General features: G+C 60.1%; 14 protein-coding genes. 8 read left to right on the forward strand and 6 right to left on the reverse strand.

Annotation, left to right across the window (positions count from 1 at the left end; genetic code table 11):
- Positions 1-91: 91 nt before the first annotated feature.
- From coaE to ILFOPFJJ_RS00360, 4 genes are read right to left on the reverse strand one after another with little or no spacing between them, the layout of a single operon-like run.
- Entirely contained in the window at positions 92-676 is a 585-nt protein-coding gene (gene coaE / locus ILFOPFJJ_RS00345; RefSeq protein ID WP_173508609.1) for a dephospho-CoA kinase, read from the reverse strand.
- Positions 673-1,533: a shikimate dehydrogenase gene (locus ILFOPFJJ_RS00350; RefSeq protein WP_173508610.1), complete on the reverse strand. Its 861-nt coding sequence runs from the start codon at positions 1,531-1,533 to the stop codon at positions 673-675. The genes coaE and ILFOPFJJ_RS00350 overlap by 4 nt, the downstream gene beginning before the upstream one ends.
- Positions 1,526-2,125 (reverse strand): Maf-like protein, encoded by a 600-nt coding sequence (locus tag ILFOPFJJ_RS00355; protein ID WP_173508611.1) that lies wholly within the window; start codon positions 2,123-2,125, stop codon positions 1,526-1,528. Before ILFOPFJJ_RS00355 ends, ILFOPFJJ_RS00350 begins: the two co-directional genes overlap by 8 nt.
- A gap of 29 nt (positions 2,126-2,154) precedes the next feature.
- Positions 2,155-2,976 (reverse strand): pyruvate, phosphate dikinase/phosphoenolpyruvate synthase regulator, encoded by an 822-nt coding sequence (locus ILFOPFJJ_RS00360; RefSeq protein WP_173508612.1) that lies wholly within the window; start codon positions 2,974-2,976, stop codon positions 2,155-2,157.
- A gap of 407 nt (positions 2,977-3,383) precedes the next feature.
- On the opposite strand from ILFOPFJJ_RS00360, the gene hemE reads away from it, so the two are divergent.
- The 3 genes from hemE (at position 3,384) to rho (ending at position 6,416) form a co-directional block, all read left to right on the forward strand.
- Positions 3,384-4,415, forward strand: a complete 1,032-nt coding sequence (hemE, locus tag ILFOPFJJ_RS00365; protein ID WP_173508613.1) for a uroporphyrinogen decarboxylase — start codon at positions 3,384-3,386, stop codon at positions 4,413-4,415.
- Positions 4,412-4,954: a protoporphyrinogen oxidase HemJ gene (hemJ, locus tag ILFOPFJJ_RS00370; protein ID WP_173508614.1), complete on the forward strand. Its 543-nt coding sequence runs from the start codon at positions 4,412-4,414 to the stop codon at positions 4,952-4,954. The genes hemE and hemJ overlap by 4 nt, the downstream gene beginning before the upstream one ends.
- 196 nt (positions 4,955-5,150) lie before the next feature.
- Positions 5,151-6,416 carry a transcription termination factor Rho gene (gene rho, locus ILFOPFJJ_RS00375; RefSeq protein ID WP_173508615.1) on the forward strand — a complete coding sequence of 422 codons (1,266 nt, stop codon included), beginning with the start codon at positions 5,151-5,153 and terminating at the stop codon, positions 6,414-6,416.
- Between the two features lie 539 nt (positions 6,417-6,955).
- Here the strand turns inward: rho and ILFOPFJJ_RS00380 are convergent.
- Positions 6,956-7,132, reverse strand: coding sequence for a hypothetical protein (locus ILFOPFJJ_RS00380; RefSeq protein WP_173508616.1), 177 nt, complete (start codon positions 7,130-7,132; stop codon positions 6,956-6,958).
- A 398-nt stretch (positions 7,133-7,530) separates the two neighbouring features.
- Here ILFOPFJJ_RS00380 and mnmE point away from each other — a divergent pair, with 398 nt between their 5' ends.
- From mnmE to ILFOPFJJ_RS00405, 5 genes are all read left to right on the forward strand, one after another.
- Complete coding sequence (mnmE, locus tag ILFOPFJJ_RS00385) at positions 7,531-8,856, forward strand: tRNA uridine-5-carboxymethylaminomethyl(34) synthesis GTPase MnmE (RefSeq protein ID WP_173508617.1); 1,326 nt, start codon at positions 7,531-7,533, stop codon at positions 8,854-8,856.
- A gap of 108 nt (positions 8,857-8,964) precedes the next feature.
- On the forward strand, positions 8,965-10,848 hold the full coding sequence (gene mnmG / locus ILFOPFJJ_RS00390; RefSeq protein ID WP_173508618.1) for a tRNA uridine-5-carboxymethylaminomethyl(34) synthesis enzyme MnmG: 1,884 nt from the start codon (positions 8,965-8,967) through the stop codon (positions 10,846-10,848).
- Entirely contained in the window at positions 10,845-11,486 is a 642-nt protein-coding gene (gene rsmG, locus ILFOPFJJ_RS00395) for a 16S rRNA (guanine(527)-N(7))-methyltransferase RsmG (RefSeq protein WP_173508619.1), read from the forward strand. Before mnmG ends, rsmG begins: the two co-directional genes overlap by 4 nt.
- A gap of 15 nt (positions 11,487-11,501) precedes the next feature.
- The gene (locus ILFOPFJJ_RS00400; RefSeq protein WP_173508620.1) at positions 11,502-12,296 is read left to right on the forward strand and encodes a ParA family protein; all 795 of its coding nucleotides are present in this window, start codon (positions 11,502-11,504) and stop codon (positions 12,294-12,296) included.
- 33 nt (positions 12,297-12,329) lie between these two features.
- The gene (locus tag ILFOPFJJ_RS00405) at positions 12,330-13,220 is read left to right on the forward strand and encodes a ParB/RepB/Spo0J family partition protein (RefSeq protein ID WP_173508621.1); all 891 of its coding nucleotides are present in this window, start codon (positions 12,330-12,332) and stop codon (positions 13,218-13,220) included.
- A 289-nt stretch (positions 13,221-13,509) separates the two neighbouring features.
- Here the strand turns inward: ILFOPFJJ_RS00405 and holA are convergent, their stop codons facing one another.
- Positions 13,510-14,544, reverse strand: a complete 1,035-nt coding sequence (gene holA / locus ILFOPFJJ_RS00410) for a DNA polymerase III subunit delta (RefSeq protein ID WP_173508622.1) — start codon at positions 14,542-14,544, stop codon at positions 13,510-13,512.
- Between the last annotated feature and the right edge of the window lie 7 nt (positions 14,545-14,551).

Here is a 14,551-nt window from a genome sequence, read left to right on the forward strand (position 1 = left end):
GAGCGAATCAATCCGGGACCACATGCGGTCGAATCTAGCAACTTGAAGCGCTGTACGGGACAAAAAACCGCCGCACACGACCGCCCATCCCCTAGCTAGCACGCAAGCGGTCGACGATCGCCCGAATTTGCGCTCGGGTGACGTCGAAACTGTCGCTCGTGTCGATGATATGGTCCGCCCGTTCGCGCTTTTCGCTGTCGGGGACCTGGCGCGCGAGGATCATCGCAAATTTTTCCGCCGTCATTCCCGGCCGCTTCATGACCCTTTCCCGCTGTAGTTCGGGCGCACAGGTGACGACGACGACCTGGTCGACGCGTCCTTCCGCCTTCGTTTCGAAAAGCAGGGGAATGTCGAGGACGACGAAGGGCGCACCGGCAGCCCGGTGCCGGTCGATGAATTCCCTCTCCTTGGCACGAACGAGCGGATGCACGATCTGCTCCAGTTCACGAAGTCGCCCGGGGCTGGCAAGGAGCTGCCGCGAAAGCTCGGCGCGGTCGATCACCCCGTTCTTTGCCACACCAGGAAATGCAGCTTCGACCGGTGCCACCGCTTCACCGCGATAGAGTTCGTGGACCGCCTCGTCGGCGTCGTTCACCGGAACGCCGAACTCGCGGAACATCTGGGCTGCGGTCGACTTTCCCATTCCGATCGATCCCGTGAGCCCGACAATGATCATCTGTGACTGTCCATATCGTGAATGATGATCTGCCGAAGGGTTTCGTCGACGACCGGCCGGCGGCCAAACCATTTTTCGAATCCGGGCACCGCCTGATGCAACAGCATGCCAAGCCCGTCGACGATCGCAAAGCCCTGATCTTCGGCCTGGCGCAGCAATGGCGTTTTGAGCGGCACATAGACAATATCCGTCACGACCGCCCCCTCGTCCATCATCGAGAAATCAATCTCCGGCGCCGGCTCGCCATCCATGCCGAGCGAAGTCGTGTTGACGAAAAGGCCCGCGCCCGACATCACTTCGGGCAAGGCTTCGAGCGGGTGGGCGTGGACGGCGGCGCCGAAGCGATCCGCCAGTTCCCGCGCCCTCTCGGGTGTGCGGTTTACCACATGGATTGCCTTGACGCCGCGATCGCGGACCGCCTGGATCACGGCGCGACTTGCACCGCCGGCGCCGAGGACGACGGCGGTCGAAATTCTGTCCCACCCTTTCGCGCGCTCGTCGAGATTGGCGACGAACCCTCGCCCGTCGGTGTTCGTCGCGCAAAGCTCTCCGTCTTCAACCCACAAGGTATTGGCGGCGCCGAGCTCGGCGCTCAGTTCGTCCGGACGATCGGAAAGACGAAATGCGGCTTCCTTATGGGGAATGGTGACGTTGCCGCCACAGAGACCGGAGGCGCCGCTCTTCAGTTGAAGCATGAATTCCGGAAAGCCTTCCGGCGAGACCTCATAGGCCCTATAGCTGCCGGCAATCCCCAACTCCTTCAGCCAATAGCCGTGGATCAGCGGCGAGCGCGAATGCCTCACCGGAAATCCGGTGACGAAGGCATGGTTAACAAATGTTTCACGTGAATCACGCATCGATCGAGCCCAGGTCACGGAGTTTCGAGAGGAGCGGCAACATCGGCAAGCCGAGAATCGTGAAATAGTCGCCTTCGATCTTTTCGAAGAGCTGGATGCCCTCGCCTTCGAGCTGATAGGCGCCGACGCTTGCAAGCGCCTTCTCGCCGACCTTTGCAAGGTGTCTTTCGATGAAGCCCCGAGTGAGCGGCCGCACGGTCATATGGGCAGAGGAAACGTGGCGCCAGACGACCTCGCCGTCACGGACGAGAACGATCGCACTGTTCAGACTGTGCGTCTTGCCGGACAGCGAAAAGAGATGGTCGGCCGCCTCGGCCGTGTCCTTCGGCTTGTGATAGACGCGCGACCCGAGCGACATGGTCTGATCCGAACCGATAACGAGCGCGCCATCGAAATGCCGTGCGACATCCCTTGCCTTGGCCTCCGCCAATTCCAGCGCGACATCCGATGGCGAAGCGCCGCTTGCCTCGAGCGGTTGCTCCAATGCCCGTTCGTCCACGTTGGCGGCTCTTGCCTGAAATGTCAGCCCGGCGTTTTCCAACAGCGCGCGACGAAAGGGACTGGCGGAAGCCAACACGAGTGCGGTCGTCATTGTTAAATCCCGGGTTTTCCTGTTTCGCTCTATCTGAGCCGCGGGCGCAGGGCAACGATCGCAGCGGCGGTTTCCTCGATCGACCGGCGCGTCACGTCGATCATTGGCCAATTGTTGCGCGCACAGAGCGAACGGGCATATTTCAACTCCTCGGCGATCGAGGCCCGGTCGGTATACTGTTCGCCATGGAAGCTCTGGGTCGTCCCGAGCAGGCGGTGCTGGCGCACCTGCGAGATCCTGTCGGCCGTCGCGATAAGGCCGACGACGAGCGGTTTCGTCGCGCTGATCAGACCGTCCGGCAACGGCACACCAGGCACGATCGGGATGTTCGCCGTTTTGATGCCGCGATTGGCAAGATAGATGCTCGTCGGCGTCTTCGATGTACGACTTACGCCGACAAGAACGACATCCGCCTCGTCGAAATCCGCCGGCATCTGGCCATCGTCATGGTCCATGGTGAAGTTCAGCGCCTCGATCCGGGCGAAATACTCGGCGTCCATGACGTGCTGCGCTCCCGAGCGGCGCCGGGATGGCGAGCCGAGATAAGACTGAAACAGATCGATGATCGGATCCAGCACCGAAACACAAGGCACGCCGATCTCGCGGCAGCGCTGATCGATGATGTCGGCAAGCTCGCGGTCGACGATCGTGTAAAGAACAATGCCCGGCGCGCCATCGATCGCGTCCAGCACCTGCATCAGCTGCTTCCGGTTCCGGATCAGCGGATAGACGTGCTCCAGCGCATGCGACGACTGGAATTGCGCCGCGGCCGCGCGTCCCGCTGCAATCAGAGTCTCGCCCGTCGAATCGGAGACGAGATGCAGGTGGAAATAGTTTTTTCGGTTCTCCACGCAATTCTCCGGGGGCTGTTGATAGGCCGGGACAAAAACAGCTAACGGCGCGGCAGCCGTTCAGGCAAGTGGAAAAGCGCCGACTTATTCACATCCCAGCCTCTTCCGGAGAACGTCGAGCGTCTCATGTGGACAAGACTCATGGCGACGACAAAATGTCACGCGGTTCGACAGGTTGTCCACAGAAAGTGCAAGATTCGCGAACCACGTAAGTTTCGGATTTTTCAATGTTTTCTGCTCTTTCCTCGCTCCGTCACGGAGAATTGCCTATTTTCTCCCGGCATCGCACGGCTCGAGTGGGACCACTGGATGAACTGCGGATGGAATTTAATCCTTGATAGCCACCGACTCTAAGAAATAGAAACCTTTTAGATTCAGTTTGATTATTAGATTGGGAGAAGTCGCGGGTGAGCGTGAAACGTCGCAAGGTCCTCGAGGTGCTGGACGGGAAGTGTCTCACGCCTCCACCGATCTGGCTCATGCGCCAGGCAGGACGTTACCTCCCGGAATATCGTGAGACGCGGGCGAAGGCTGGAAGCTTCCTCGATCTTTGCTACACGCCCGAACTGGCTGTGGAAGTGACATTGCAGCCGATCCGGCGATATGCTTTCGACGCGGCAATCCTCTTTTCCGACATCCTCGTGATCCCGGATGCGCTTCACCGGAATGTGCGCTTCGAGGAAGGTCACGGCCCGAAGATGGATCCGATCGACGCTGACGGAGTTGCGCGCCTGAGTGCGGCCGGCGTCTCCGATCACCTGCGGCCGGTGTTCGAGACGGTATCGCGGCTGCGTCGGGAGTTGCCGGCGGAGACGACGCTGCTTGGTTTCTGCGGCGCACCATGGACCGTAGCGACCTATATGATCGCCGGGCACGGAACGCCGGATCAGGCTCCTGCCCGTCTGTTCGCCTATCGCTACCCGAAAGCGTTCGACGATCTGCTGGCGTTCCTGGCTGACATTTCGGCGGACTATCTGGTGGAGCAGATCGACGCGGGTGCGGATGCGGTGCAAATCTTCGATTCCTGGGCGGGTGTGCTGGGCGAGGAGGAATTCGCCCGTTTTGCCGTCGAGCCCGTCCGGCGGATGATCGCTTCCGTTCGCGCGAGGCGACCGGCAGCCAAGGTCATTGCCTTCGCGAAGGGCGCGGGGCTTTTGCTGAAGGATTATCGACAGTCGACCCGCGCCGACGCGATCGGGCTCGACTGGTCGGTGCCCCTGTCGTTTGCGGCCGAGCTGCAGAAGGACGGCCCTGTCCAAGGGAACCTCGATCCGATGCGGGTCGTTGCGGGCGGCGCCGCTTTGGATAGCGGAATCGACCGGATCCTCGATGCGCTCGGAAACGGGCCGCTGATCTTCAATCTGGGCCATGGGATTACGCCGCAGGCGGACCCGGATCACGTCGCGGCGCTGGTTTCCCGGGTCCGCGGGAGACGATGAAGGTGGAGCGCCAGACCGACAGCGGCCCGGGGAACAGGGCGCGCCTGCGCGCCTGGATCGCCCTCTCCGCCTTTGCCCTGCTGCTGGTCGGCCTCTTCGTGCTGCAGCCGGACGATCTCTACCTTTGGATCAAGGCGTTGCACGTCATTGCGGTCATATCCTGGATGGCAGCGCTCCTCTACATGCCGCGCCTCTTCATCTACCACACCGACGCGGCGCCGGGATCGGCGCAGTCCGAGACGTTCAAGATGATGGAACGGCGCTTGCTGAAGGTCATCATGAACCCGGCGATGATGATCTCATGGGCGCTCGGCCTTTATCTTGCCTGGAGCGTTTATGGCTTTCAGGGCGGCTGGCTGCACGCCAAGCTGTTTTTCGTCGTGCTGCTGACGGTGGTGCACATGCATTTCAGCCGCGCAGTGAAAGCGTTCGAGCGTGACGAGAATCACCGCGATGCTCGCTACTGGCGGCTGATGAACGAAGCACCGACACTGCTGATGATTCTCATCGTCATCATGGTCGTGGTGAAACCATTTTGAATTCAATCGATTTTTAGCTGCAATAGTTGTCGCTAATTTGTGCGAGCCCCTTGCGGCGTTTCACGTGAATCGCTATTTTCCCTCATCTCCTTCTTCTCGTGGCTTGTGACAAAGTTTAGAGCCTGCCTCTTCCCTCTCGCAGCTCCCTTACAAAATCACGCCAACCTCCATTCCCCATACGACACGTGGACTCTTCATGGCTGAAATGAAGCTTCAAGAACTTAAGAACAAGACGCCGACCGATCTCCTGGCCTTTGCCGAAGAGCTCGAGGTCGAGAACGCCAGCACGATGCGCAAGCAGGAGTTGATGTTCGCAATCCTCAAGATGCTCGCCACGCAGGATACGGAGATCATCGGTGAAGGCGTCGTTGAGGTGCTGCAGGACGGGTTCGGCTTCCTCCGCTCCGCCAATGCAAACTACCTTCCCGGTCCGGACGATATCTATATTTCGCCCTCGCAGATCCGCCGGTTTTCCCTGAAGACCGGCGATACGGTCGAAGGACCGATTCGTGGTCCGAAGGAAGGCGAGCGTTATTTCGCGCTGCTGAAGGTCAACACGATCAACTTCGACGATCCGGAAAGAATCCGCCACAAGGTGCATTTCGACAACCTGACGCCGCTCTATCCGAACGAGCGGTTCAAGATGGAACTCGAGGTTCCGACGTCGAAAGATCTTTCCGCTCGCGTCATCGATCTGGTGGCGCCGCTTGGAAAGGGCCAGCGCGGACTGATCGTGGCGCCGCCACGCACCGGTAAGACGGTGCTACTGCAGAACATCGCGCACTCGATCACCGCCAACCATCCCGAGTGCTATCTGATCGTTCTCCTGATCGATGAACGGCCGGAAGAAGTGACCGACATGCAGCGCTCGGTGAAGGGCGAAGTGGTCTCCTCGACTTTCGATGAGCCGGCGACGCGCCACGTGCAGGTTGCCGAGATGGTCATCGAGAAGGCGAAGCGCCTCGTCGAGCACGGCAGGGACGTCGTTATTCTGCTCGACTCGATCACGCGCCTCGGCCGCGCCTACAACACAGTCGTGCCGTCATCCGGTAAGGTCCTGACCGGCGGTGTCGATGCCAACGCGCTCCAGCGCCCGAAGCGTTTCTTCGGTGCGGCGCGCAACATCGAGGAAGGCGGCTCGCTGACGATTATCGCGACCGCGCTGATCGATACCGGCAGCCGCATGGACGAAGTGATCTTCGAAGAATTCAAGGGCACCGGTAACTCCGAAATCGTTCTTGATCGCAAGGTCGCCGATAAGCGCATCTTCCCGGCCATGGACATTCTGAAGTCCGGGACGCGCAAGGAGGATCTCCTGGTGCCGCGGCAGGATCTCCAGAAGATCTTCGTTCTTCGCCGCATCCTTGCTCCGATGGGCACCACCGACGCAATCGAGTTCCTGATCGACAAGCTGAAGCAGACGAAGACGAACGGCGATTTCTTCGAATCGATGAATACCTGAGAAGTTTTCGAGTCTGCCGGTTTTAAATGGCCAGGGCGCACCGCGTCTTGGCCATTTTCATTTGCGGCATCGAGTTTCCTTAGCCGGATTCGACGGAACGCGTGGCGTGTGCGGTTTCGGCCTCTGCCTTGCGGCAGAAATTGCCGCCGCCCGGCCATGCCCCGGCAACGCCGCGGCGAATTACCACAACAGGTTGAAAGGCGGCAGTCACGGCTGTTGCCGGCCTTCGAGTCTGGATCTCAGTTGCAGTAGCCGTGCACGTGGCCTTAAGAGGAAAAGGATAATGAGAGCACAGACCCAGGTGTAGACAGCTGGGATCCCCGTTGCCGCGCTCACAAAAGCGGAGGCCACTGTGGCCAAGCCGAACCAAATCCCGAAGCTGAGCCGGTTGGTAAAAATGTTCCAGCCAAGGTCACGTAAGTGCTTTTGCCATCGAATATCGTTCAAAGCCATTGATCAGCTCGCTTCCGCCGTACCTTGGATCGTGAGCCAAATCCTCTTAACAAAGAGTGGAAGTTCGCTCATCATCCTTCCACCTTTCAATGCCTCGTCGTCTCGCCTTCAAGGCCGACGACAGGCTTGCCGTCCTCGACGAGGATCATTGCCGCCTTGCCCTTCGCCATCGCCTCTGCAAGTTCCTTCGCGACGCGTTCGCCGTGGCCGGGATGCTGGCCCTCGAAATGCTTGACCAATTCGGCGAAACTGATCTGGGTCATCTTCCTTCCTCCTTGCGGCGCAGCAAGCGTGTCGCCGTGGCAGCGGCGCGGATGGCACTAACACAAGAGCAGCTTGCTCTTGAGGCTGAGGACGCGTGCCGACAGTTCGGGATTGGCGCGGACATAGCTTTCGTATCGGTCGCAGACGAGCGATGATTCACGTGAAACACGCGGCTCGCGGTTCGCAGGAGTCGCGGCGCTGCTGTGAGATACTTGATTTCCGCCGCCGCTGGGTGCATAAGTCGCGGCGCTCTGCATCCTGTGCAGAAATGGCGAGAGTTGCTTGGCAGAACGAAGACGATGCCGTTCAAGGAAGCAGCCGCTCTAACCCTCAACGACAGAATTTGAACCGAGCTCGCGGCACTATGCAGTGCGCTCGGGGATGGCCGGTAACCGCGATGCAGTTTACGGATACGATATACGCACTTTCGAGCGGCGCCTTGCCGGCGGGCGTTGCGGTTATCCGCATCAGCGGACCGGCAACGGCCAACGCGGTTGCGCAGCTTTGCGGGTCCTTGCCGCAAGCTCGTTCCGCGAGCTTGAAAACGATTCGGACTCGAAACGGTGATCCGTTGGACAGCGGGCTCGTGCTTTATTTTCCGGGGCCGGCTTCCTTTACGGGCGAGGACTGCTGCGAGTTGCAGGTTCACGGCGGGCGAGCCGTCGTTCACGCGATACTGGACGAGCTTGCGGGAATTGACGGCCTGCGCCATGCGGAGGCGGGCGAGTTTTCACGGCGTGCGTTTCAGAACGGCAAGATGGATCTGGTTGAGGTGGAGGGCCTTGCCGATCTGATCGCGGCCGAGACGGAGATGCAGCGGCGGTTGGCGCTCGAACATTCGGGCGGCGGCCAGTCTTCGCTCTACGAAGGTTGGGCGCGTCGCCTGACGCATGCGCGGGCGATGATCGAAGCCGAACTTGATTTCGCCGATGAGGAGGACGTCCCCGGTTCGGTCAGCGCATCGATCTGGAAGGACGTCGAGAAGCTCCGTGGTGAGATCGACGCGCATATCGGCCAGGCAGGTTTGGCGGAAATAATCCGCGATGGTCTCAAGATCGTCATTGCCGGTGAGCCGAATGCCGGGAAGTCGAGTCTGTTGAATGCGTTGGCGAAGCGCGACATCGCCATCGTCACGGAAATTGCCGGAACGACTCGTGACATTATTTCGGTCGACCTTTCCTTAGCCGGATTCTCCGTTAAGTTGTTCGACACCGCAGGGTTGCGGGAGACCGAAGAACTCGTCGAGCGAGAGGGAATTCGGCGCGCACTGGAGACTATCGGAAGGGCCGATCTCGTGCTTCTGTTATCGGATAATCCGGCACGTTTTGCTGTTAGTGAAGCCGTTCCGGGTAATGTCCCGCTCATAAGGGTCGCGACGAAGATTGATCGAGGCGACGTTTCGTGGCTGCCAAGTGATGCGGATGTATTCCTGTCGACCAAGACCGGGGCTGGCATCGCCGACCTGCTCGACGTATTGGGGACCTACCTCCCTGATCTGGCGGGCAAGGCGTCATTGTCAATGCCATCGCGAAAGCGTCATGTCGATTGTCTTCGTCAGGCGAGCGCGGCTTTGGAGCGCGGTTTATCGTCGGCGGCCCTGGGACTGGACATTCAGGCGGAGCAACTTCGCGTTGCCGGCGATGCGCTCGGCCGGATCACGGGGCGGGTCGACGTGGAGAACTTGCTCGATGTGATATTTTCTGAGTTCTGTATCGGTAAATAGGTACAACGGGCCAGATACAGCGCCGCGGGTCATTCACCACGTTTCACGTGAAACCGCTTGACTCGACCAGTGAAATTCAGAATCAGGCTTTCTAGCTGGAGATTGGGAATGACGAGTTATGATGTCATCGTGATTGGCGGCGGACATGCCGGCTGCGAGGCTGCCTCTGCATCCGCGCGCCTCGGCGCCAGCACGGTCCTCATCACGCATAGGCGCGATACGATCGGCGTCATGTCTTGCAATCCGGCCATCGGCGGCTTGGGCAAGGGGCATCTGGTCAGGGAGATTGACGCTCTCGACGGGCTGATGGGACGCGTCGCCGACGCTGCGGGCATACAGTTCCGGCTGCTTAATCGCCGCAAGGGACCTGCCGTACGGGGCCCGAGGACGCAGGCGGATCGAAGGCTCTATCGTGAGGCGATGCAGCGCGCGATCGGCACTGTCCAGAACCTGTCGGTCATCGAGGGCGACGCATTCGACCTGCTGACCGAGAATGGAGCCGTTTGCGGCGTTGTCATGAAGGACGGCCGAACCTTTCGCGCGGCGGCCGTCGTGCTGACCACGGGCACTTTCCTCAAGGGTTTGATCCATATCGGCGATCGCAAGATTCCGGCGGGGCGTGTCGGAGAAGAACCGTCGCTTGGTCTTTCCGAGACGTTGGCTCGTTTCGGGCTCAACCTCGGAAGGCTGAAGACCGGGACGCCGGCTCGCCTCGACGGCCGAACGATTGATTGGGACCGCGTCGGTCGCCAGGGGCCGGACGAGGATCCGGTGCCCTTCTCGTTCCTGACAGATGAGATCGCCAACCGGCAGATCGATTGCGGCGTGACACGCACAACAGAAACCACGCACAGGCTCATCGCCGACAATATCCATAGATCTGCGATGTATTCGGGCCAGATCGAGGGTGTCGGTCCGCGCTATTGCCCATCGATCGAGGACAAGATCGTTCGCTTCGGCGAGCGGGATGGCCATCAGATCTTTCTGGAGCCAGAGGGACTCGATGACGATACGGTCTATCCGAACGGAATTTCGACCTCGCTGCCCGAGGATGTTCAGGGTGCCTTTATCCGGACGATCCCGGGACTGGAGAACGTGACAATCCTGCAGCCTGGGTATGCGATCGAGTACGATCACGTCGACCCGCGGGAGCTGCAACTGTCGCTGGCGGTCCGAAAGGCGCCCGGTCTGTTCCTTGCAGGTCAGATTAACGGAACGACCGGGTACGAAGAAGCGGGCGCTCAAGGGCTGGTCGCCGGATTGAATGCCGCCCTCGCCGCAATGGGACGCCCGCCATTTCAGTTCAGCCGCACAGACTCCTATATCGGCGTGATGATCGATGATCTCACATCGCGCGGTATCGCCGAACCCTACCGGATGTTCACGTCGCGCGCCGAGTACCGGCTCTCGCTCCGGGCTGACAATGCCGACATGCGGCTGACCCCGGTGGGCGTAGGTCTCGGGCTCGTCGGTGAGGCGCGTCAGCAGCGTTTCGTCGAGTGGAAAGGTGCCTATGAAAACGGGCGCACACTCCTGCAGTCCCTCTCTGTGACGCCGTCGGAAGGCAAGCGATTTGGCTTGAAACTGAACCAGGATGGTCAGCGGCGATCGGCATTTGAAATCCTGTCCTATCCGGAGCAATCGATTGGCGGGTTGAAGCCCCTCTGGCCGGAACTCGACGCGATCGACCGGCGCGTGGTCGAAGCGCTGGAGATCGACGCTGCCTATGCTGTCTATATGGAGAGGCAGGCTGCGGATATTGCGGGCATTCGTCGGGAAGAAAGTACAAGCATTCCGGAGGACTTCGACTACAGTCTGCTGCCCGGATTGTCGAACGAGCTGAAGCAGAAGCTGACGCAGAAAAAACCCCGCAACCTGGCGCAGGCCATGAAGATCGACGGTATGACGCCGGCCGCCGCGTCGCTGATTCTCACCTGGTTGAAGCGGCAGGATCGAGAGGTGCGGCGTGTGGAGAGGCAAAGCGTACAATGAAAACGAGTCTGGCCGAAAGCTTGATCGGATTGCGTGTTTCACGTGAAACGGTCGAGAAGCTGGAACACTTTGGCGCCTTGTTTCAGAAGTGGGCGAAGTCCATCAATCTCGTCGCGCCATCGACGATCGAAGATCTGTGGCGGCGTCACATCGTCGACAGCCTGCAGATTTTCCAGCTGTCTCCCACGCCGAAGACCTGGGTCGACCTTGGCAGCGGCGGCGGTTTTCCGGGTGTGATAACGGCAATCTGTCTGTCGGAGCTCGGCGACGGCTGGGTTCATCTGGTCGAAAGCAACAACAAGAAATGCGCATTTTTGCGTGTGGCTCTGAATGAAACCGGCGCGCGCGGCTCCGTGCATCCGATTCGAATCGAGAATGCGAGTGCAATCATACCCCGTTGCGATGCTATTTCAGCGCGCGCACTCGCGGATTTGAGCCAATTGTTGGATTATTGTGCACCCTGGATGCTCGGTGAAGGTGCCAATGCAGTGGCATTCTTCCATAAAGGGCGGGATTACCAGCAGGAAATCGACAAAGCCGTTAGCCGCTTTCAATTCGATCTGGTAAAACATGCGAGTGTCGTCGAGCCAGATTCGGTCGTGCTCGAGATTGCAAATCTTTCACGTCGGACGAAGTGATAGGCGAGCGAAAACATGTTTGGCCCTAGAAATCGGATTATCACAATTGCCAACCAGAAAGGCGGCGTCGGAAAAACGACGACCGCCATTAATCTTGCAACCGCTCTGGCCGCAATTGGCGAGAAAGTGCTGATTGTCGATCTCGATCCGCAGGGGAATGCCAGCACGGGCCTCGGGATTCAGCGCCGCGACCGACACCTGTCGTCCTATGAATTGATGATGGGAACGCATTCGGTCGGCGACATCGCCCAAAATACGGCGGTGCCGAACCTTTCGATCGTGCCTTCAACCATGGATCTGCTTGGTCTGGAAATGGAGATCGCACGGGAGCCCGACCGTGTCTTTCGGCTTCGTAGGGCACTGGCGGCGAGCGAGGCCCTCGCCTATTCCTACGTCCTGGTCGATTGCCCTCCATCTTTTAATTTGCTGACGATGAATGCGATGGCCGCGGCACATTCCGTGCTTGTCCCGCTGCAGTGCGAATTTTTTGCGCTGGAAGGGCTGAGTCAGTTGCTGGAAACCGTCGATCAGGTGCGCCGGACGGTGAATCCGAGCCTGGATATCCAAGGCATCGTGTTGACGATGTTCGATTCCCGCAACAATCTCGCTCAGCAGGTCGTAAGCGATGTTCGCACCCATCTTGGTGACAAGGTCTATCACACCTTGATTCCGCGAAACGTCCGGGTTTCAGAGGCGCCTTCCTATGGCAAACCGGCCATTCTTTATGATCTGAAGTGCGCCGGAAGCCAGGCATATCTGCAATTGGCGTCCGAAGTGATCCAGCGCGAGCGGCAACGCAAGGCGGCGTAATCGTTTCGGTATCGTAATAAGATTGGATGAGAGATGAACGACGACAGCTCCAAAAGGCGTCTGGGCCGCGGTCTTGCGGCATTGATCGGCGAGATGGATCAGCCGTTGCAAAGTGGCGCTGCGCCGCAGGCGCCCTTCAATCCAGACCGTCGCGTGCCGATCGAATTTGTGTCGCGCAATCCGCGCAACCCGCGTCGCCAGTTTGACGAGGCGGAGCTGCAGGATCTGGCGAGCTCGATCCGACAGCACGGCATCGTTCAGCCAGTCGTCGTCCGCACCGTCGGTCATGAGCGCTACGAGATCATTGCCGGCGAACGCCGTTGGCGGGCGGCCCAGCTTGCGGGCTTCACCGAGATCCCGGTGATCGTGCGGGATGTGGATGATCGCACGGCGCTGGAAATTGCGATTGTCGAGAACGTCCAGCGATCCGACCTCAATCCGCTCGAAGAAGCCTTGGGCTACGAGCAATTGATCGCCGAACATGGATATACGCAAAACGATCTCGGTGACATCATCGGCAAGAGCCGCAGTCACGTCGCCAATAGCCTCCGCTTGCTGAAGCTGCCGGAGCCCGTGCGTGACATGCTCTCCGACGGCAGCCTGTCGGCCGGCCATGCGCGCGCTCTGATTCCGACCTCTGACCCGGTGGCTCTGGCGCGCAACATCGTTGCGAAGGGGTTGTCCGTGCGCGAGGCGGAGCGCCTGGCGCAGAACGATATCCGGGCGCAGAACGATCCGAATTTCGCCAAAGCACCGCGCCGCGAGGAGAAAGATGCCGACACGCTGGCGCTCGAGCGCACACTGTCGGACAGCCTCGGGCTCGAAGTTACCGTCAGCCACAAGGCTTCCGGCGGGCACCTGCGGATCGCCTACAAGACGCTCGACCAGCTCGAAGAGATTTGCCGGCTGCTGGAGCGCCGCTGAGCGTAGCGCTGGCCCCCCGCGGTGCCATGCTCGGGCTTACCCGAGGATCCGGAGACTGCCCCAAAGGGGATCGGGCCGGCCGCGAACAGCATCATGACGCCTGTCGATTCAGCTCCTGGCGGCGTGCGAAGGGGATTCTCAGGCCAAGCCTGAAGACGGCAGCGCGGTAAGTCCGTCCAAGATCGTCGGCGTTGCATGCAGTTCGACCAGCGGAATACGCGGCAACTGCGTTGCACATCTCTATTCCATAGGACAGGCCCGCTGAGTCGGCGCCGCCCGCGCACTGCAGTCAGCGCTTCGCCGATTGCACGGTTATCGCCAGAAGGTTCTGCAGAACCAGACTGTCCTCCAGGCTCTGGCGAGCGCGGCTTTGGTATATGGTGGCCTGCAGCCGGTTCATTTCACGCCGGATCGCCGGTCCAGTCCAGTGACGGAGCGCTGCTTCGACAATCGGCTTGCGGCGGAAATGCAGGTTGCGCCCGAGGCTTGCGATCACCTGGGTCGATGATTGGCGGCTGGCATCCATCTCAGCCCGCATCGCGTCCAGCTGCTGGAACTGCCTCAAACAGGCCTGGAGCACGAGGAAGGGCGGTGTCTTCGACGTCGTGATCTTCTTCATGGCATGGAGCAGCGCGTCGACGTCGCCCTTTAGAACGGCATCGACCGCATCATCGACCGAAATCGCGCTGGCATCGCCGACGATGTCGAGCACATCGTCCTCGTCCACCATCTCCTTGCCGCGGCAGTAGAGCGCGAGTTTTCGAACTTCATTGCGCGAAGCGAGGCGATCTCCGCCAAGCACTTCGAGCAGACGCTCGCGCGCGGCCGGGCTGATTCGAAGTCCGGCTTCGGCGAGTTCATGGTCGATGAGCGCATGCAGGCTACGGGCATCGTCGCTATAGCAGGCGATGGAGGCAATGGAACGGGCCGATTCGCCCGCCTTCCGAAGGGCAGCCCCCTTTTTCAGATCCCCAGCCTCGATGATCAGATAGCTGCCCGTGGGCGGATCAGTCGCAAGGATCTGCAGGGCTTCGGAAAGTGCCTTCTCGGCGGATGCGCCGCGAATCCAGACGAGTTTCTCGCCGCCGAAAAGGCCAATGGCGTTGACTTCATCGAGCAATCGTCCGGGATCCTGCTGAACATCGCTGGCGTCGAGCTTGACGACGGCAAACGGGTCATCGAGTGGAATGCCGAATTTAGCGGCAAGCAGTCCGGCGCGTTCGGAAACGAGACCGCGATCCGGGCCGTAGAGCAGGAAAAGCCGGTAGCTTCCAGCCGCCCTCTGCAGGAAGCCGTCGAACTCGTGCGACTTTATCTCGCTCATCGGACCC

This window comes from Sinorhizobium psoraleae, from assembly GCF_013283645.1.
Classification (GTDB): Bacteria; Pseudomonadota; Alphaproteobacteria; order Rhizobiales; family Rhizobiaceae; genus Sinorhizobium; species Sinorhizobium psoraleae.

What these genes read in the sequence shown, in the direction of transcription:
- coaE (WP_173508609.1), bottom strand. Translation starts at nt 676, where the DNA reads ATGATCATTGTCGGGCTCACGGGATCGATCGGAATGGGAAAGTCGACC.
- ILFOPFJJ_RS00350 (WP_173508610.1), bottom strand. Translation starts at nt 1,533, where the DNA reads ATGCGTGATTCACGTGAAACATTTGTTAACCATGCCTTCGTCACCGGA.
- ILFOPFJJ_RS00355 (WP_173508611.1), bottom strand. Translation starts at nt 2,125, where the DNA reads ATGACGACCGCACTCGTGTTGGCTTCCGCCAGTCCCTTTCGTCGCGCG.
- hemJ (WP_173508614.1), top strand. Translation starts at nt 4,412, where the DNA reads ATGAAGGTGGAGCGCCAGACCGACAGCGGCCCGGGGAACAGGGCGCGC.
- rho (WP_173508615.1), top strand. Translation starts at nt 5,151, where the DNA reads ATGGCTGAAATGAAGCTTCAAGAACTTAAGAACAAGACGCCGACCGAT.
- ILFOPFJJ_RS00380 (WP_173508616.1), bottom strand. Translation starts at nt 7,132, where the DNA reads ATGACCCAGATCAGTTTCGCCGAATTGGTCAAGCATTTCGAGGGCCAG.
- mnmE (WP_173508617.1), top strand. Translation starts at nt 7,531, where the DNA reads ATGCAGTTTACGGATACGATATACGCACTTTCGAGCGGCGCCTTGCCG.
- mnmG (WP_173508618.1), top strand. Translation starts at nt 8,965, where the DNA reads ATGACGAGTTATGATGTCATCGTGATTGGCGGCGGACATGCCGGCTGC.
- rsmG (WP_173508619.1), top strand. Translation starts at nt 10,845, where the DNA reads ATGAAAACGAGTCTGGCCGAAAGCTTGATCGGATTGCGTGTTTCACGT.
- ILFOPFJJ_RS00400 (WP_173508620.1), top strand. Translation starts at nt 11,502, where the DNA reads ATGTTTGGCCCTAGAAATCGGATTATCACAATTGCCAACCAGAAAGGC.
- ILFOPFJJ_RS00405 (WP_173508621.1), top strand. Translation starts at nt 12,330, where the DNA reads ATGAACGACGACAGCTCCAAAAGGCGTCTGGGCCGCGGTCTTGCGGCA.
- holA (WP_173508622.1), bottom strand. Translation starts at nt 14,544, where the DNA reads ATGAGCGAGATAAAGTCGCACGAGTTCGACGGCTTCCTGCAGAGGGCG.